Origin of the sequence: Salinispira pacifica, from assembly GCF_000507245.1 — a bacterium.
GTDB classification, from domain to species: domain Bacteria; phylum Spirochaetota; class Spirochaetia; order DSM-27196; family Salinispiraceae; genus Salinispira; species Salinispira pacifica.
In genome coordinates this window covers 1,368,388-1,387,481 of the sequence record NC_023035.1, presented here as the reverse complement: position 1 = coordinate 1,387,481, position 19,094 = coordinate 1,368,388, and the positions used below count along the sequence as shown (strand labels likewise).

At 51.2% G+C, this 19,094-nt stretch carries 14 protein-coding genes and 1 pseudogene; 8 read left to right on the top strand and 7 right to left on the bottom strand.

The features are described from left to right. Positions 1–103 precede the first annotated feature (103 nt). From L21SP2_RS06145 to L21SP2_RS06120, 5 genes are all read left to right on the top strand, one after another. A complete protein-coding gene (locus L21SP2_RS06145) occupies positions 104–1,645 on the top strand; it encodes a sigma 54-interacting transcriptional regulator (RefSeq protein ID WP_024267635.1) in 1,542 nt (513 codons plus the stop codon). A gap of 499 nt (positions 1,646–2,144) precedes the next feature. After that, a complete protein-coding gene (locus L21SP2_RS06140) occupies positions 2,145–3,527 on the top strand; it encodes an ammonium transporter (protein WP_024267634.1) in 1,383 nt (460 codons plus the stop codon). A gap of 23 nt (positions 3,528–3,550) precedes the next feature. Next, positions 3,551–3,892 carry a P-II family nitrogen regulator gene (locus L21SP2_RS06135; protein WP_024267633.1) on the top strand — a complete coding sequence of 114 codons (342 nt, stop codon included), beginning with the start codon at positions 3,551–3,553 and terminating at the stop codon, positions 3,890–3,892. 333 nt (positions 3,893–4,225) lie between these two features. Then, positions 4,226–4,603: a hypothetical protein gene (locus L21SP2_RS06125; protein WP_024267631.1), complete on the top strand. Its 378-nt coding sequence runs from the start codon at positions 4,226–4,228 to the stop codon at positions 4,601–4,603. A gap of 47 nt (positions 4,604–4,650) precedes the next feature. After that, positions 4,651–7,515, top strand: a complete 2,865-nt coding sequence (locus tag L21SP2_RS06120) for an ATP-binding protein (protein ID WP_024267630.1) — start codon at positions 4,651–4,653, stop codon at positions 7,513–7,515. 162 nt (positions 7,516–7,677) lie between these two features. On the opposite strand, the gene L21SP2_RS06115 is transcribed toward L21SP2_RS06120, so the two are convergent. Then, positions 7,678–8,649: a hypothetical protein gene (locus L21SP2_RS06115; protein WP_024267629.1), complete on the bottom strand. Its 972-nt coding sequence runs from the start codon at positions 8,647–8,649 to the stop codon at positions 7,678–7,680. Beyond that, on the bottom strand, positions 8,646–10,169 hold the full coding sequence (locus L21SP2_RS06110) for a sigma-54 interaction domain-containing protein (protein WP_144082947.1): 1,524 nt from the start codon (positions 10,167–10,169) through the stop codon (positions 8,646–8,648). The genes L21SP2_RS06115 and L21SP2_RS06110 overlap by 4 nt, the downstream gene beginning before the upstream one ends. Positions 10,170–10,199: 30 nt before the next feature. On the opposite strand from L21SP2_RS06110, the gene L21SP2_RS06105 reads away from it, so the two are divergent. After that, complete coding sequence (locus tag L21SP2_RS06105; RefSeq protein ID WP_024267627.1) at positions 10,200–11,213, top strand: aldo/keto reductase; 1,014 nt, start codon at positions 10,200–10,202, stop codon at positions 11,211–11,213. Here the strand turns inward: L21SP2_RS06105 and L21SP2_RS16975 are convergent. The 3 genes and pseudogenes from L21SP2_RS16975 to L21SP2_RS06095 all read right to left on the bottom strand — a co-directional run bounded on the left by L21SP2_RS16975 (position 11,174) and on the right by L21SP2_RS06095 (position 14,371). After that, entirely contained in the window at positions 11,174–11,926 is a 753-nt protein-coding gene (locus L21SP2_RS16975; RefSeq protein WP_144082946.1) for a DUF6938 domain-containing protein, read from the bottom strand. The two genes, L21SP2_RS06105 and L21SP2_RS16975, sit on opposite strands and share 40 nt — an antisense overlap. Positions 11,927–12,013: 87 nt before the next feature. Further along, a pseudogene (locus tag L21SP2_RS16970) lies at positions 12,014–12,654 on the bottom strand (DUF6937 domain-containing protein); the annotation flags it as partial. Positions 12,655–12,796: 142 nt separating this feature from the next. Next, positions 12,797–14,371, bottom strand: coding sequence for a hypothetical protein (locus L21SP2_RS06095; RefSeq protein ID WP_024267626.1), 1,575 nt, complete (start codon positions 14,369–14,371; stop codon positions 12,797–12,799). Between the two features lie 32 nt (positions 14,372–14,403). On the opposite strand from L21SP2_RS06095, the gene L21SP2_RS06090 reads away from it, so the two are divergent. Beyond that, entirely contained in the window at positions 14,404–15,459 is a 1,056-nt protein-coding gene (locus L21SP2_RS06090; RefSeq protein WP_024267625.1) for a bile acid:sodium symporter, read from the top strand. 173 nt (positions 15,460–15,632) lie between these two features. Here the strand turns inward: L21SP2_RS06090 and L21SP2_RS06085 are convergent, their stop codons facing one another. Then, positions 15,633–17,927 (bottom strand): ATP cone domain-containing protein, encoded by a 2,295-nt coding sequence (locus tag L21SP2_RS06085; RefSeq protein WP_024267624.1) that lies wholly within the window; start codon positions 17,925–17,927, stop codon positions 15,633–15,635. 203 nt (positions 17,928–18,130) lie between these two features. Then, a complete protein-coding gene (locus tag L21SP2_RS06080) occupies positions 18,131–18,526 on the bottom strand; it encodes a VOC family protein (RefSeq protein ID WP_024267623.1) in 396 nt (131 codons plus the stop codon). A gap of 352 nt (positions 18,527–18,878) precedes the next feature. Here L21SP2_RS06080 and L21SP2_RS06075 point away from each other — a divergent pair, with 352 nt between their 5' ends. Beyond that, complete coding sequence (locus L21SP2_RS06075) at positions 18,879–19,070, top strand: hypothetical protein (protein ID WP_024267621.1); 192 nt, start codon at positions 18,879–18,881, stop codon at positions 19,068–19,070. Positions 19,071–19,094 lie beyond the last annotated feature (24 nt).

Genomic DNA, 19,094 nt, shown 5'->3' with positions numbered 1-19,094 from the left:
CCCTTCTGTTTCCGATGTGTAACTCCCTTCAAAATAGTATGCCCTTGCCCAATTTCTTACAATTATGTAGTATGGAAGATGAGGTACAAAGGTGAACGCACATATGTCAGAGTCTCCGGAACAGCAACTAGAAGAACTTTCCCTCCTGTTTTCCATCAGTCAGATTCTTGACCAGAGTCTTGATATTAAGCAGGTGGTGGACCCTGTGCTTGAAGCCGTGGGTGAGGAATTCGGTATGCTCAGAGGCACAATTTCTCTGCTGGATACCAACACGGAAGAGATTTTCATAGAATCTGCCTACGGACTCAGTGATCAGGAGATAGAAAAAGGCCAGTATCAGCTGGGTGAAGGAATTACCGGTAAGGTTGTTGAGTCGGGCATTCCTCAAATCATCCCGAAAATTTCAGACAGTCTTGAATTCCTCAACCGGACAGGTGCACGGGCCCAGACCCCCGAGCAGGAGCACGCGTTTCTCTGCGTTCCCATCAAACTGGGCAATACCACAATCGGAGCCTTCTCCGTGGATATCCCCAGTCCGGAAAACGACACCATTCTGGAACAGCGTACCCGTCTTCTCTCAATTATTGCGTCCATGCTCGCCCAGGCGGTAAAAATCCGCAGAGACGTCATGGAGGAAAAACGGGTTCTCATGGAGGAGAATCAGAGGCTGCAGGATGAACTTCGGGACCGTTTCAAGCCGGCGAACATCATCGGCAATTCAAAATCCATGCAGAATGTATTCGATATGATCGCTCAGGTATCCCGTTCCGATGCCACGGTACTTATCAGAGGAGAAAGCGGCACGGGAAAGGAGCTTGTGGCACACGCCATCCATTACAACAGCCACCGCTCAGGAAAACCTTTCGTGAAGGTAAACTGCGCCGCCCTGCCGGAAACAGTAATAGAAAGCGAACTGTTCGGCCATGAAAAAGGAGCATTCACCTCGGCCATTGCCACCCGTAAAGGGCGTTTCGAAATGGCCAACGGAGGTACCATCTTCCTGGATGAAATCGGCGACCTCTCCCCCACCACACAGGTAAAGCTCCTGAGGGTATTGCAGGAAAAAGAGTTTGAACGGGTTGGAGGGAACGATACCATACGCACCAACGTGAGGGTAATCGCCGCCACCAACCGGAACCTGGAAGATTTAATGAATCAGAACATATTCAGGGAAGACCTCTATTACCGCCTGAATGTGTTCCCCGTACATATCCCGCCCCTCAGGGATCGAAAGAGTGATATTCTGCTCCTGGCAGACCATTTTATCGCAAAATACAACAAACAGAACATGAAAACCGTTCGGCGGATCTCCACCCCGGCCATAGAATTGCTCACCAACTACCACTGGCCCGGAAATGTACGGGAACTGGAGAACTGTGTTGAACGGGCGGTTCTTTTGAGCATAGATAACGTGATTCACTCCCACCATCTTCCTCCCAGTCTCCAATCCGCCGAGTCCACCGGCACCCGGTTGAACGAGGGGCTTCAGGAAGCGCTTGATTCACTTGAAAGAGAACTGCTGCAGGACGCACTGAAATCCACCAAGGGAAACATGGCCAAAGCCGCACGGCTTCTGGATCTCACAGAGCGGAAAATGGGCCTGCGTGTCAAAAAACACAACGTGGACCCAAGAATCTACCGATAATACGTTTTTACCCTCTCTGCCACACTCTACTCCCGGACGGGTCATTCATCTTTAACCCGGTCCGGGCCATGTATTGTCTGAAACCACAATCTGAGTCATTACTTCTGCCCCACTCCAGCATTTTGCATCACCTTTTCAGATCCATACCTCTCTATACCCGTGAAGACAGCCGAATATGTCGCAACACATGCTTATAACTACTTTTATGTATTTTTAGTTGCTTATTCCTACATTATTGTAGATTACAGCAAGAAAGACTACATATTCGATTTTTATGCTCCATTTTTTTGCTTTTCTAATTTCCAACATTGCAAAAAGATAGCTGATTCCGCATTTTTATTTCACATAAGGCCAATTACTTGGCACACCTCCTGCAATACAGATGACAAATACAATCCTGTAAACGTGAGGCATTCGGAATAGCCGGATGTGTACAGCTCACATTCGCCATACGCCGGTATCCCGGGCGATGGTGAAACAGAAACGTAAAGGAGGAAGTATGAAGGGGAAATTCCGCATTTCTGCAATTCTTGTAGTAATAGCCCTTCTTCTCAGCACAGGCGTTCTCAGCGCACAGGATCTCACTGCAGAGACCGTTGCGGCAGCTGTGGATATGATCTGGCTGACACTGGCGGCAGCACTGGTCTTTTTTATGCAGGCCGGTTTTGCCATGGTGGAGATTGGACTTACCCAGGCGAAAAACTCGGGTAATATCATCATGAAAAACCTGATGGACTTCTCAGTGGGCGCAATAGCGTACTGGGCCATCGGCTGGGCGTTCATGTATGGTAACAGCATCGGCGGATGGATCGGCGGAGCCGGCGGCGAAGCATTCTTCCTGAACTACAGCCCCGCAGGTCTTGAAGCGTACGGCGTTTCCGCAATGACCGACATATACCGGGACTGGATATTCCAGGTGGTTTTCGCAGCGACTGCAGCTACCATCGTTTCCGGAGCAATGGCCGAGCGGACCAAGTTCACCGCATATCTGGTATATTCGGTATTTATTTCGGCTCTGATTTATCCCATTGCCGGACACTGGCACTGGGGCGGCGGCTGGCTGGCACAGCTCGGTTTTCATGACTTTGCAGGATCAACTCTTGTTCACAGTCTCGGCGGATGGGCGGCCCTGGCAGGTGCAGTGGTTCTCGGACCCAGAAGCGGAAAGTACACCAAAGTGGGCAACAAGGTGGTCACCAAGGCGATTCCCGGACACAGCCTTCCTCTGGCAGCACTGGGTGTATTTATCCTCTGGTTCGGATGGTTCGGCTTTAATGCAGGATCCACCCTCAGCGGAAATGACGCAACCATCGGGCATGTGGCGGTAACCACCACCCTTGCGGCCAGCGCAGGTGCAATTGCAGCAATGATCACCTCATGGGTATGGTTCGGGAAACCCGACCCCTCCATGTCGCTCAACGGTGCTTTGGCAGGACTTGTGGGTATTACCGCGGGTACCTGGGTTGTAGGCCCCGGTGCTTCAATCATTATCGGACTGGTAGCAGGTATTCTTGTTGTACTCTCTGTAGAGTTCTTCGATAAGGTGCTCCACATCGATGACCCTGTGGGAGCAATCTCCGTGCACGGTATTAACGGTGCTTGGGGTACGCTGGCAATCGGGTTGTTCGCCAACGGTGTGAATGATCCCGGGGTTGTGGGAATCTTCTTCGATTTCTCCGCCGGGCTGCAGCAGCTTGGAGTGCAGGCGTTGGGTGTGCTGGCATATCTGATCTGGACTCTTGTTACCGGATTCATCCTGTTCTTCACTGTGAAGAAGACCATGGGTCTGAGAGTGGACGAGAAAGACGAGCGCACAGGTCTGGACATTACCGAGCATGCCACTGATTCGTATGCCGGTTTCCAGATTTTCTCCAACCTTTAATCATACGTCGAGGAGCTATGCATATGAAATTGGTTACAGCATTTATTCAGCCCCATAAGCTGCACGATGTTAAAGATGAACTGTACAAGGCAGAGATCTTTAAAATGAGCGTATCCAACGTGTTGGGTGCGGGGCAGCAGAAAGGGTATACCGAGTCCTACCGGGGGATTGCCTACGAAGTAAATCTCCTGAAGAAAGTCCGCATCGAAATTGCAGTGAATGACGAATATGTCAAAACCACTGTGGATGCAATCATCAAAGGAGCCCGAACCGGCGAGATCGGCGACGGCAAGATTCTGGTATCACCTCTTGAAGATGTGATCAGAATCCGGAGCGGTGAAAAAGGGGAAGTCGCCATAGGCTGATTTCCACTGGAATCAGCACTGGCAAAAGGAGGCCACTCCTTTTTTCCAATCCAGTCCGGTGCCCCCGGGCGCAGCTCAGGCCATCCTGCCTGTCTGCTCCGGCGGGTACCGGACTTTTTTTATCACCGCGCCGCTTCTCTCCAACTTCTCATCCTTCTCCCCAACTTCTCATCCTTCTCCCCAACTTCTCATCCTTCTCCCCGAGTTCTCATCCTTCCCCCCACGGATCCGCCCGGAAGAACGGGTGATCTGCGCTGCATGGTTGGTTTTTTCCTGAAGAAAGCGCTGGTGATTGAGCAGCCGAATGCCGATTCATAAACTATGGGGGCCGGAATGCAGACATTGGACAGCGTCAAAGAATTTCAGAGTATACGGATTCGGAATCTTCGGGAATTTCTGCAAAATCATATAGATCATTCCTGGCTTATTGCATCCCTGCCGTCACACCTTTTCTCCGAAAGCCATATGCAGGATTTGCGTAATGCTCTCTACGATATGGAGTATTTCGGTATAAGCAGCTTTCGGCTGGAGCATTGCCTGTATCTTACAGGACGGCTGCATGAAGGGCTTTCCAAAATTGATATTTCCCGGCTGCGAATCACTCTGCGAAGACGAAACGGACTGGGTCTGCGTCAGGAATTTGTTTTATCCACCCTTGAAGCGAACATCCGGAGCCTGGAACGTCAAATTCGTGAATTACGCCATCCATAAGCTCAGGAGTTCAAGCACAGCGGGAGAATATCTGGTACAATGATTCCATGTGGTCTAAGATATCCTTTCACACGCTGTTTCCAGCAAGCTTCCTGATCCTCATCCTTATAACCGTCTCCCTGACACTGGGAGTCTACAGCTTTTCATCCCAAAGAACCTTTGTGAATCATGCCGATGAGATCATGCAGCAGTCATCGGATTTTATTTACCAGCAAACGAAGGATCATCTGGTCACCGCAAGTGATGCCGTGCAGCTTCTGCGTCAGCTGGCAGAAAACCGTGTACTGAACAGCCTGAATTTTCAGGAGCTGAACGAGAGCTTTTACAGCCTCATGAACATCAACTCCCAGATTTCCGCAATTTTCTATGCCACACCCGATGGACAGTTTATTATGTCCAGCAGGTACAATGACCAGAACCCCCGGGGGCTTTTCACCAAAATTATCCGCAATACCGGAAGCGCCAGATACATCCACTATGACTCAGATCTTCAGGTTGAGCAGGACAGATCAGGAGTTGCCGACACCTACGATCCCAGAACTCGCCCGTGGTACCGGATGAGCGTAGAATCGTCCCGTGAGATTTGGACCGATCCCTATCTGTTTTTCACCAGTCAGTCTCCGGGAATCACAACAGCCCGGGCGGTGTATAGCGATGAAGGAACACTTCAGGGGGTTATCGGCGTTGATCTTACCCTTCAGAATCTCAGTGACTTTGTAGGGGAAACCGCACGAAGGTCCGACAGCTCACTGTTTATTATCGATGAGAACCGCCGTTTCCTGGCCATATCCGGAGATATCACCGAAAATGTGGAGCCCCCGGGTAGCAGACTCAGCACCATTCAGGACTACAAGGACACCCCGGTGGCAACCGCACTGGAACGGTACAGCGTTTCCCAAAACGCCAACGGATCCTCTGAAGACGGACCGCCGGATGCGGCCAGCGGGATACAGCGCCTGCGCTTCAACCATGGTAATGCCAATTATTACGGCGTGTTCAGAAATATGTCCGCCGACGGCTGGTCATGGACCATCGGCATGTTCATGAGCGAGGATAAAATTCTGGGCACGCTCATTCAGAACCGTCGCAGTATTATTATTCTCGGAGGGGTGATCGGCGTGGTTTTCAGCATTTTGGGATATCTGCTTTCCAGGGGAATTACCGCCCCGTTGAGAGAGATTCAGGAGGCGCTGAGGATTATCGCCTCAGGTTCCTATCCCACGAAGATCCGCAGCAATTTTATCAGCAGGGAATTCAGTGATATTACCGTACAAATCAAGGATATGAGCGACAGTCTCCGGGTATATCATAATTCAATGGAGGAAATGGTTGATCAGAAAACCAGGGAGCTCCAGCAGGCTCTGGAAGCAAGAACTGCGGTTCTTGCTGCGGTGAGTCACGAAATGCGCACTCCTTTGAATGCTCTTATGGGCTACAGCGATATTCTGAAGCAGAGCATAACCTCCCCTTCGGCCCGGTCCAAACTGAATATTATGTCCGGAGAGGCGGGCAAACTGCTGCATCTCATCAACCAGATTCTGGATCAGGAGAAGATGGAGACCCGGGGGCTGGAACTGAATGAGGAACCGGTATCCCTCAAGGAGATGAGCAGGGAACTGGTTGAAAGTTTTCAGGTGAACGACCACTCGTTGAAACCGAGAATATTTTTGAAGATGGATTCGTCGGTTCCCGCCTACGTGTACAGTGACAGATTCAGACTGTATCAGGTGCTGTCAAACCTTCTCAGCAATGCGGTAAAGTACTGTCAGAAGGGAGAGATCCACGTCTCCATACTCCACAGCGGCAATGACCTATACCGCTTTTCGGTTCGGGACCGGGGAATTGGAATCCCTGCGCAAAAGCAGGAAGAAATTTTCCAAGCCTATAACCGGGGTGACCAGGCGGTTGCCCGCCGTTTTACAGGAACAGGACTCGGCTTGAGCATAGCCCGGCAAATCGTTGAACGGATGGGGGGAACCCTGGAGGTGACAAGTAAAGAGGGGGAAGGAAGCGAGTTTTTCTTCTCCATTCCACTGAAGGAGGTTCAGACAGCGGCGAAACCCGACGAGGAAAAGGCTGTTTCTCGGGAAAATCAATATGCTGTGAATTTTCTGGAAGGGAAACGGGTTCTTCTGGGCGAGGATTATCCGGTAAGCCGGGAACTTATCAGTTATTACTTGAACGACAGCGGCTGCGCTCTGGACAGCCTGAGCAGCGGAAGTGAGATTCTCACCACCGCCGCCAATACACCCTATGATATTATTCTCCTGGATCTTCACCTTCCGGAGGTTGACGGTCTGGAACTGGCAGAACGACTGGGTCAGCGACAGTCCCTGAAACAATCCTGTTTTATTGCAATTTCCGCAGATGTGGAACTGGTGGAACATCTGAATGAAGGCAACGGCCCCTTCCACGCCGCCCTTCTCAAACCATTCACCCGGGAAGAACTGATTTCAATTATCAAACAAAGCTGCCTTGAAACGGGAAGAACCTCTACCCCCCCGACGACTTCCAACGGAAACAGACAGAGCAGTCCTCTTGAGATGAGGAAGGTGGTGGATACCCTGGACGGAGACAGTCATCAGGCATTTGTACTCCTGGAAGGATTTCTTGCGGAAAGCGAACAAAGCCTTCAAAAGCTTCAGGATCTTCTGGAGGAGAAAAACTGGAAGGAAAGTCACCGTCTCATCCATTCCCTCCGCAGCGGCGCTCAGCTCCTTTTCGCAGGCAGCCTGGCCCAGCAGGCGGGTGAATTGGAAGATGTTCTTAAAACCCGGATGAATCTCCCGGAAAACGGGTCGGCCGATTCATCCGACGGATATGAACTGATCTCCATGCTTCACACGCTTTTCCAGAGTTTCGAGGAAGTACAGACCTACTGCGAACAGCATATACTTCATGAGGATCTGTAACTGATTTACAGTGCACGGAAGCTTGTGGAGCGGAAAATTCTGCCGGGGGGGGCACCCATAGATGTGGTGTCGTCCTTTTTCACACCCTGACCGGTAGTGGTTCGGTAACTGCGAAATTGAAAAAATAACGTTTTTCACAAGCTTCTGTGCACTGCGAACAGATCAATTCAGTTTCTGTTCAAGTTCAGGAAACTGCTCAATTTCCACCCGGTGGACAAGATGGAAGAGACTTGAAATGCCCATCTTTTTTTGAAGAGGAGCCATTTCCCGCCTCACCTTCAAATAACCATAGAACTGGAGACTGTCACCCCATCCCCGGGAAAAAATATACCTGAGAATCTCTTCCTGGGTGTCGCTGAGTTCCACACTGCTGCGGATGGCTTCGACGGCCTTGTCCACATCAATGAAGGTAAGAGCGCTTCTGAATCTGGTTATTACCGACATCATAAGAAAGAAAATCGGAAGCATGGTGACAATCAGCGTGATACTGCTGAAAAAACCGCCGTTGTAGACGGCTCTGCTGGTCTCGATCCAGTAGCTGGTATGAATAAAATGGTCGGCCAGATACGCGGGAACCAGAAAAACACTCATGAGAAGAAAGCCTGACCACACGGTGCGGCGGATAACATCCCCCTCCTTCCGGAAGCGCAGATTACCAAGGAGAAGAATCACACACACCGTAAGAAAGACCGCAAACTGCAGGGCATACCAACGGCTGATCTCCTGCAGAGTTGTGCTGGCGGTTTGACCGAAAAAATACAACATGCGGTTCACCGCGGTTCCCAAAAATACCATGACGGCATAGGCCTTCGGTATGATTCGAAATACCTTGCCTGCGTCCAGATGGATGAGACGGAGAAACATTTTCAAATAATAATAGATCAGCACGGCCACAAGCAGCACATCCAGCCCCATGGTTGAATACAGAATACTGAGAAAGTGGGCGTTCCCCATATTGTAATAGATGTAGACCGTATTCTGAATGATCAGCCTGAGCATAATAATAAGGAACATCCGCATCAGATCCCTGTAGAGTGGGTTGGCGGTTCTCAGGTACCAAATGGAACTAAGCCATGCAATACCGATGCTCACCATCATTGCTGCGGATGTAACAAAATAAAACAGTTGAATCATGCGTTCTCATTATAGGATATTTTCAGACGCTTCATCCAGTTGCTCAGTGTCTGATGATTGCTGAATCCCAGATCCCTGGCGGTGTTTCCAATCTGCCAGCGATTGCGTTCCAGACTCTCCATGATCCGCGTCTTTGCAATTTCATCGAGTTCATCCCGAAGGTCTGCCTTCCGGGAATACTCCCGGGATTCCCTCTGTTCCCCTGAACCGGCAGTGAAGCTGAGAAGATCCATAATTTCTTCTCTGGATATAATGTGTGTCTCACTCCACAATGCGGCCTGCTTCAGTGTATTGGACAGCTGTCGGATATTGCCGGGCCAGGAATATGTATCAATAAACTCAAGAGCATCTGCATGAAGAGTGCGCAATTCCCATTGGGGATCAACTCTCCGGAATTCGTCATTGATTTCGTTCAGAAGATGTTCAGTGATAATCCGGATATCCTCCCGTCGCTCCCGTAACGGCGGTATCTGGAGAATTGCCACAGCCAGACGGTAAAATAGATCAGCCCTGAACCGTCCTCCATGAATTTCCCCGGGAAGATACCGGTTCGTTGCGGCGATAACCCGCACATCGGTAGCCACCGGCTTGGCTGCTCCCAGGGGCTTCACCTCCCCGTCCTGCAAAACACGCAGCAGCTTCACCTGGAGATCGGGAGGAAGCTCGCCTATCTCATCGAGAAACAGACTTCCGCCCTGAGCCTGACGGAATGCCCCCAGATGTTCCCCCTCGGCACCGGTGAATGCTCCCCGGACATGACCGAAGAGCTCCGATTCCATGAGCTCCCGGGGAATTGCACCACAGTTGATACTCACGAAGGGAGCGTCCTTTCTTGGCCCGCTGTTATGCAGGGCCCTGGAAATCAGTTCTTTGCCGGTACCCGACTCCCCCATCACCAATACAGGAATATCGAATGCGGAGGCTTTTCTGGCACGGGAAATGAGCCGTTTCATGGAATCATGGCTGTGAATAATATGACTGAATGCCGAATCTCCCCGCTCCTCCTCCGCCATCAGACGGGAAAGCAGGGAAGAAATCCCCGGGAGATTCCTGGCTTCCAGCTCGAACGGGAGGTTTACATCCCGAATGCCCTGTTCACGGGAACTTTGAATAAGCCGGGCCGGAAAGCTGCTTTGGGAAAATACAATCCACAGGGCAGCCATGGCGGGAGTTCCCGGCGAGAGGTGATACACCCGTCCGTACTTTCCCGGAGGATTCTCCTGGAGAATTCTGTGCACGATGAGATAGATTTCCCGATAATCGGTGGGATCCTCAAGATCCACCTCCAGCTCTGAGACAGAACTCTGGACTCCGTGGGCGTTGAGCCTCCGGGTAAGGTGTTTCACATACCCTCCCGTGACCTGCCTTCCGGCATTGCTGAGAATGTATGCTCTGCGGGGTTTGGCTGCCAGCAGCGCCTGGCACAGAGGACCGGGATGCTCAGGATCTTCAATCAGACGGATGTCGCTGTTCCCCAGCCATGAATAGAGATACGCCATGTAGCCAATAATACTTGACAATGAACCGTCCCCGCAAGCTAAGCTGTAGAGATGAAACAATTGAATCAGGCGGATATATCCGCCCTGCGCCGGGATAACCGGCTTTCTGAGGCCATTGGCGGCCAAAACTTGATCTATGGCTGTATGAACCTGGCATCATCCTGGGATGATACACCCCTCACCGATGAGCAGGCTGCACGGGGCTTTTCCACAATTGAAAAGGCATTGGAACTGGGGTTTACCACATTCGATCATGCCGATATTTACTGCCGGGGAAAATCGGAAGAGCTTTTCGGCAGGTTCCTTGCACAACAGGCAGACAGATTCCGTGAGTCAATCATCATTCAGAGCAAGGCTGGGATCCGTTTTCCCGATGACGGCGGAGAAGGAACCCCCGGCCGCTATGATTTCTCTCCTGAACACATCAGATCCTCGGTTGAGGGTATCCTTGAAAGGTTGAACTGCGGTTACCTGGATCTGTTTCTGCTTCACCGCCCTGATCCTCTGGCCGACATACCGGCTCTGGGGAGAGAACTTCGCAAACTTCAGAACGAAGGTCTCATACACTATGTGGGAGTGAGCAACCACTCCGCATCCCAAATCCAGGCTCTGAAAAAACTGGGAGAAATTGAAATTACGGTGAATCAGATGGAGATCAGCCTCGGGCACCGGAACCTGATCGAGGCAGGAGTGCTGATTAACCAGAATCATGGAGACCGGGCTCTGCGAAGTCAGGGAACCCTGGAATACTGCATGAGCGAAGACATCCAGCTCCAGGCATGGTCGCCCCTGTTCCGGGGAAGATACAGCGGCGGTGCCGCAGATCTTTCAGAATCCGAACAACGGCTGCGGGATTACGTGTCTGCTCTGGCTGCAGAAAAAGACAGCTCTCCGGAGGCAATAGTGCTGTCCTGGCTCATGCGTCATCCGGCGGGAATTGTTCCGGTGATCGGTTCAACCCACTCAGGCCGCATGGCAGCCTGTGCAGGAGCTGACGGAAGTCTGCTGAGCCGGGAAGAGTGGTATCAGCTGTTTGTACTCTCCAGAGAGGAACCGCTGCCCTGAACCGCAAAATCAATAACCTTGTATGCGCCGTGGTATATGCCGGATTCAAGGTTATTGAGAATATTTTCACACATCATGGGGATCAGATCCCGGCTCTCGCTCAGGAGGTTCAGGGTTTGTATGAGATTATTCTCACCCACCGTCTCCATGGTACTGTCCCCGATTTCCGCACCCCTGATGGCTCCCCAGGCTTCATGCCGGCCCACCCGCTGGATAAAGAGCTTGGGCACCGGATAAAACGAAAGCTCCGAAGGTTTGGTGATCAGAAGGTCCGATGACCTCATGAGCAGATTGGTGATATACACCGCCGGAAGCACCTCATCATGGAGAAACACGTGCACCCCATGCACAGGGGAATCATATGCTTCCCGGGCAAATGCAAAACTGTCCTCCCAGCTGCGGTACACCCGGGTATCCAGCCCCAGATCCTCCAGGAAGCTCAGCAGAGGATCCAGCAGTTTGCCATGATCCCCAAGGTTCACAAAGAGGGCCATCCTCTGCTTGCGAAGCTTTAAACTCAGCTGCCGGATAATAAACTGGAATTTTTTCATCTGAGCCCCCGCCCCTCCTATTGTGAGCAGGAAACGTCTGGTCTCATCCTTTTGATGCCGCCTGATACGGCGGTCACAGTCTTCCTGTGCATGCACCACCAGTTCATGATCCACAAAATGGCCGCTGTACTTCACATGTTCCGGAGACATGGGCTTGAGCACCTGCCCCTTCCGCCCCATATTTCTGAGTGTACGATACCCCTGATAGGCCGACGGACCCTGGACACAGTGAATACTGCCCGGTGCCAGATGAAATGCCAGAGCAAGGTTATCTGGAATTGCGGTAATAACCCTCTTTAACCCCCGTGAATGGCAGCCTGGGCGGCCCAGGGATGAACCGACAGAAACGGGATATCTTCAGGTATGGCTCTGATGCTGGGCGCGAAGAATCTGCTCATATGCCAGTCCCGCAGCTGATATTCAAGCTTCCGGGCGATTCTGTCGGTGACCTTCTCCCAAATAAGCGCATTGAACAAAGGGAGCCGTTCACTCAGCCTGCTGCCCCAGCTGTACAGCCCCTCAAGACCGGTAATTATTTTGCTGGCAATTGTTTTCGGATTATCCAGAAGATCGAGCCACACAGGTGTGTACCCCAGAAAACTGGCCACTGAAGCAAGGGCAAGGGCGATTCGGTAATGACCGAAGCCCATTCGGATGGTTCCTATGATAATGGGATTGTCCACGGAGCTCAGATCGCAGTATTCAGCTCCGTCCGTTCCTGACCATTTTTGGGGATGGTCTGCAGAGTTCAGATAGCGCATCCCGAAGATGCTGGCCCCCTGTGCGGCGGTGTGAAGCGTCAAGGGGTAGTACAGGGAATCCGGATTCCCGTATCGGCGTGCCAGACGCAGGTAGCGCCGGCGTGCTTTGGACAGCGCTTTTTTACTCATGACATTTCCGAAAAGATAAAAATCCTGCTGTCGGGAGCCGGGAAGATTGGGGTATTGTTTAGACACAGAGCCTTCCTCAAACATTAATTATATAATCCAGTGTAGGCTCTATGTAAGGGATTTTCCAGTGCCGGATGCTCCGCTATTTTTCCGGAGCAGGTTCCAGCTCAAGCTCCCTTATCCCGAGTTCTTCACGGAGCTCCATGTAGCGGGATGGAGAGCTGATTCTTTTCAGTTCTTTGATCAGATTTTTTAATGTCTCCATGGTATGTATGTCTTTGTTGATAATCGTAACAAGCTCCGACTCCCTGAGCTCCAGACAGAGCTGGAGCAAAACTTTCGCCACGGTACGCAGTGCATCCCGAACCGTCTGCCCCGCCAGAAATGCCGAGCTGTATTGAAGGCTGCTCTCGAAGGGGATGAAGAACTGCATCTCCTCATATACAATCGGTCGAATCACCGGTACCGCAGCTTCGTTTTTCGCCTTCGCCCCATGGGCAAGCACCCTGGCTAGGGTCCGGGCCATCTGAAAATAGAGGGAAAGAAGTTCGGACACGCTGCTGAAAATGGGTTCCTCGCTGGTGCTGACCGCCATGCTCCCCTCCGAGAGTACCCGTAAATATCGCACCCTTGAGAACTGGGGAACCTTAAGCATGGCTTTATCCAGCTTATCTTTAATATAGGCTATTCGCTTGAAGTAATTGGAGAACACCGCAGTATCGAAAATACGAACCTTCTTTTTGCCGGTGACAGTTACTTCCGACATAAGTATACCCCGAAATTCAATCAGCACTTTCTGGGAAAACACCACCAGAAAACTGTGCAGATTCTCAAACTCAGGGGTAAAACGGTCTTCATTTCCCGAATTTCCGTTATAAAACTGTTTGAGCAGCTTGGGTTGGTGTTTACCGGATGTGCTGCCCGGAGGGAGAAGCCCCTTGTATAAGGCGGTTTCGTTATGGTTCTTCATCTGGTTCCGGATGGAGATTATCACTTCACTGGTGTAATTCTCCAGAAGGGGACGAAGATGTTCATCTATATCGAAATGATCCGCATCAAAATAACTTCGCCGTTCCTCGGTAATAACATCTTCCAGATCACAGAACTGCTTATGATGCATGGAGTTGAGGGACACAAACAGCGAGTATAGGGTGAGACGCTGGGAGTTTCTGGACAGCAGCATCTGTATTGCACGGATTATTCCATCCACAGGAAATTTCTGTACATTTCCCAGCTTGGCATACAGCTCCAGTTGACGCTCCAGAGATGCCAGCAGACTTGAATCGCTGTAAAAGATATAATATGCGGTTTCAATATGGCGCATGTGATCCAGGATCTTTGCCGGAGACTGATTGAATGTGGCCGGTTCAAGCCCGGCTATCTCCCGGGAAAAATGATAGAGATATATAAGCTTGTTGTACTCCAGCTTCTGGAAAAATCTCCAGCCGCTTTCCACCACCGGATATAGAGCCTTGTGAAGAGGTTCGGCCAGAGAGCGCTGTATCTGCTGGATGAAGCGCTGGGGGAGCTGACTGTCCAGCCGCATGAATATGAAAAATGAAAACTTTATGATACCGTTGTTCCGGGCAAACTGGCGGATTCCCAACAAATCTGAAGAGAGATATTGGAAGAAGCCCTGAACCGGAATGTGGCGTTTGATGCTTCGCCGATTCTTGGCGATCTCTTCTGGTGTGGGGCTGAGTGCTGTATCCTCCAAAATGCTCTCCAAATCTGTGTAAAGGATATTCTATGCCGCAATCTTCCAGGATAAAGCATTCCGGAGAAAACTCCGGAGGTCCGGGTATCGCAGGGCGTTTACGCAGCAGCTGGTTCATAATAGCTCTGCTGACTGTACTTATTATACATCAAATGTCTCCCAATTGGCACCCCAAAGATCTCCTGGACAGCGTGGTTGAAATCTCAGCCCTGGGAAATCTTCTGGTGGCCGTCCTGTTTTTTATCCAGGGATTGGGCATGGATGTTTCGGTGCTAATCCGTAGTCTGAAACGGTCGGATTTTCACCTCAGGAGCCAACTTACAATTTTTTTCATCTTTCCCCTGCTGTGCGGCATACCTGCGGCGCTGATTCTCACATCCCTGGAATCGCTGGCCCCCGGACTTGCCGCCCTGGGACTCCCCTCCGCGGTTCTCCTGCTCAGCGTCCTGCCCACCACCGTATCAAGTTCAACGGTATACACCCGGCTGGAGGGAGGGGCCTCAGAACTGGCATTGATCAATGCTGTACTGGCAAACATTCTGGGAATCCTTCTTTCTCCCCTGCTGGTTTCTCTTCTGCTGCAATTAGGGAGCGCCGGGTTTTCCCCAACGGAAGCTGCAGGCATGGTTCTCTCCCTGCTGATCAATGCGGGAGTTCCCCTGATCGGCGGAACACTGCTCCGTCTGATTATGTCCTACGGAAAATCGCCGAGACGGAAGCTGCCCGGAGGGGCTATCTCACAGCTGATCATACTGCTGATTGTTCTTCTCTCTCCCATGAAGAGTACAGGAGGAATGAGCCTGGGAGTATCATTCATTCTGGCAGCCCTGCTCTATGCTTCTATTGCACGGATCACTCTCACAGCGGGACGCAGGCTCCCGGAAGATGAGCAAACCGCCCTGTTTTTTCTGGGAACCCAAAAGACCATGGCCATGGGCCTTCCCCTGCTTCACCAGCTGAAAGCCATGGGAGCAGCTGTGGACGGAGGAATTACCCTCCTGATCGTCTACCACGCACTCCAGCTGATCGTGGGACGGCTGGGAATTCCGGGATTGAGCCCGGTGAAATCTTCGGGTGATCAAAAATAAAACGGGCCGGAGAGGTAAACTCACCCGGCCCGCTTGGAATATGGCTTTTTTCACCCTGTGCCGACTTTTCTATGCAATCTGCCGGTTTTCCGTGGTGACAGATCATTTGCCCCAGAACGGAATCCCATTCCGGAATTACAGTCCGAAATGCCGGACCGGCTAGGTCTCACAGATTATATATCGCAGTTTCCTGCCATGCAGGCCAGTTCCTGTGCAGCGGTGGTCAGATCCTTTTCCTCATATCGGTAGATCTTGGCAAAGTCAATGATGGGAAATTTCTTGGACAGCTTCTCGAATGTATCCGCATCAATTTCCTCATACGGCATCTGTTCGTACTGGGCGTCTGCTGCGGGGAGGAAGGCCATTCCGCCGATCTTATCCTGATGTTTCCAGATCCAGTGGATGATGTCGATCACTTCATCCGGCTTGTAGGTGATGGTCACGCTGGGGTTGTGCTCGGTATAGTGGATCTTGTTTTGAAGCCAGTACTCACACTGGGCAATAGCGCTCCGGTCACCCCGAGTCTGGGCGTCATCGGGACTCTTCACCGGAAAGTGGGCAACCCAGGTGGTGGCGTTCTCGACATTCTGCCCGTTCTCAGGATCCATGGGCACACCCTCATCCTTCAATACCCGGTACACGGGAGTGTGGGCGCCTACCCGGACATTGCGCACATAGTAGGGCGCCCAGCGGCTATGAAGGCCGGAAGAGCTGTTCAGCAGCTGACTGGAGTTTCCCGAAGGCTTAACTGCAGTAACAGATGCGCTCTGATTAATTCCCAGTTTCTTTGCGTAAATTCGGTTGGTCTCAACCGCTACATACCGCAGCCGGCTCTGAACATCCGGATCCTGAGCCAGCGGAGCATCCATCTGGCCATTCAGATCCACGCCCAAAAGCCGCTCTTCCTCGGAATTCTTCTTCCAGACATCTCTGAGCCCAGGGAAGTTGGTTGCCATACTCTGAATGGTTCCAATCATCGCCGCAAGCTCAACCTTTTCCTTCAGATCTTCGAAACTGTCTGTGGGACGGGCCACCGCAGAGCTGAGATTACAGAACTGATAGGGTCTGAGAATGATTTCACCGCAGGGATTGGTGCCGAACTCCTGTACCGCCCGGCGTTCGGGACGGTTATCCACCGCTGCACGGCGGTTGAAAATTCCCGGTTCGCCCCTTCCGGAACTCACCATATCCAGAACGAACCGTGCAATCTCTTCCTGTGTGAGTTCCCGATTGGGCCACACAGCGGAATTGTTGGCATTCCAGCGCTGGCTATTTTTGATCCAGAAATCACCGTCTTTGCAGTGGCGCATGTCGGTATCATCGTAATCAAAGAGACTGATCATGGCAGTTCGGCGAACCCCGCCGGATACCGCTGCACCGCCAACCGAGCACATAATGTCATGGGCATCCAGACTGGTCATGAATCTGCCCTGTCGGGCGAGGATTTTATCCCGGGCGAAGAGAAGCATCTGACGCAGGGGCTCGGGACCGCTTGCCCTGCCGCCCTTGATTTTCAGGGGCGCACCCGCAGGACGAACCTCACTGAAATCGAAATCCACATCTTCTCCTGCGAACCAGGTTTCCAGACCGTAGCGCAAAGACTTGGCCCAGCCTTCGGAGGTGTCTTCCACCACATAATTGGGGCGCTTGGTGCCTGTCTGGCGTTTGATTCTGGGCATCTGTTCGATGTACTGGCGCTCAACGGAGAAGCCGACACCACAGCCGTTCATGGAGATGATCAGCGCTTCCACAAATGAATCGATGCTGTCCACCGGCAGGTAGGAGCAGTTGTAAATTGCAATATTGCTGCGCTCAGCCGGTGCTCCGGCCATGGCCAGAAGACGCATTGAAGGCATTACCTTCATTTCGAGAATACCCTTGCGAATCCGGTTATAATCGCTTTCACTGAGTTTGTTCTTGCTGAGCTCCTTCATGAAATCCACAGCTCTGTTCACCGTTTCAATCCATGTTTCCCGGCGGCCAACATCATAATTAAAGCGGCTGTATTTATCGTAAAACTGAAACTTCTGCAGCTGGGTGGGAAAATAGCTGTCGGATTCATCGAAGGCCTTCTGCACTTCCGGGGGAACCGGCCGGGTCTTCCGTATTTCCGCATGGGATGCACGGTAGAGAATATAGGCTTTTGCTGCTGCGTACTCCCCTGCAGCCTGGAGTACCATCTCCACGATATCCTGAACCTGCTCCACTGTCGGAGTCTGATACTTCACGGCAACCACATTTACAATCTGGTTAGTGAGTTCGACCAGATTTGCCTTGGGTTCTTCGCCGATACTCTGGAAACAACGCTCCATGGCCTTCTTAATTCGAATGGGCTGGAATTCCTGCTTGTTTCCATCTCTTTTGAGAATGGTTTCCGGCATGGTAAAACCTTCCTCCAGTGTGATATCAAGCTTTTCATCTGCTTGAAGCTCCACCTTTTGAACATCGATGAGTTTACCCTCTGGCATGATTGCCCTCCCTGTGTAATTTTCTCATACTATATTAAGTGGTTATATCCGCTTATTCAAGGGATTTAACCACCATATATAGCGTTGTTCGAAAAAATATAGCATAGAGGGGACGGGGCTTCAATGCACCGCCGCATAAAAGGCAAAAATTACGTGAATTTTCCGGCGTGGCACAACCCGTGCCGGCGGGACCGACGGCCTGCTCAGGATGCATTCACCTGATACACCCAAATTCTCAGACCTTCGGGGTCATCAATTCCAAAACTGCTGTGGCCCCAGGGATCCTCCATGAGTTTCCGGGCAATGGGCATTTTATGTTCCAGAAGCTGTGTATAAATAGAATTTACGTCCTCCACTTCCAGGCTCAGTTCAAGATTTACCGGTGACGGGGCATTGGGCACTGCCACATCATTCAGCTGAATTATTTCGATCAGCGCGTTTCCGCTCATTTCACCCGGGGAGAGCAGAACTCCTCTGTCATTGGTGCCCCGGTCCCATTCCCGTACTGCAGTGAGACCCAGAATTTCCTCATAGAATTTCCTCATGATGTGGTAATTCCGTGTATGCCTGACTACGGTGAATTCCCTGGTACGCAGCATTGATGCCTCCTGTCTGGCTGTGTTGTTTCAGGTTTGTCACACCGACTGAATGCCGGCGACTGTCACTTCAAACTATAACTTGAATGATATTCAGTATCTACACATCACAAAGAAAAATGGGCAATTGCCGGGTAAAACCTGTGAGATCAGTATGTAATTTTTTTGCTTTCCGCTCATTTTTTTACCTTCTCTTTTCCACAGATTTTTTCTTCAGGTAGATATGAGAAGGATCTGTATTTCTGACTGTCTGTATTTCTTTTATGTGCAACACGTTATTAAGACTATGCTTTTTCTGATGTTCTGAATGCATCATGGCACAGCATTTGCTTATCTGCAGATACGGAGGAGTATTATGGACATTACTATGAGCGCAATCGAAGGAACACTTATCGTGGCTGCAGGGATCATTCCCCTTATACTATTGCTGGGTAGCATTGAAAAGCTGCTCGCTCTGGTGGATGAATACCGTTACAGGCGGAGAGTACGCAAGCAGTTACGCTTGATTCGTCAGAATTTTCAAAGCAGAATACATGATGCAGCATAGATTGCAGGCTGCAGATGCCGGTGC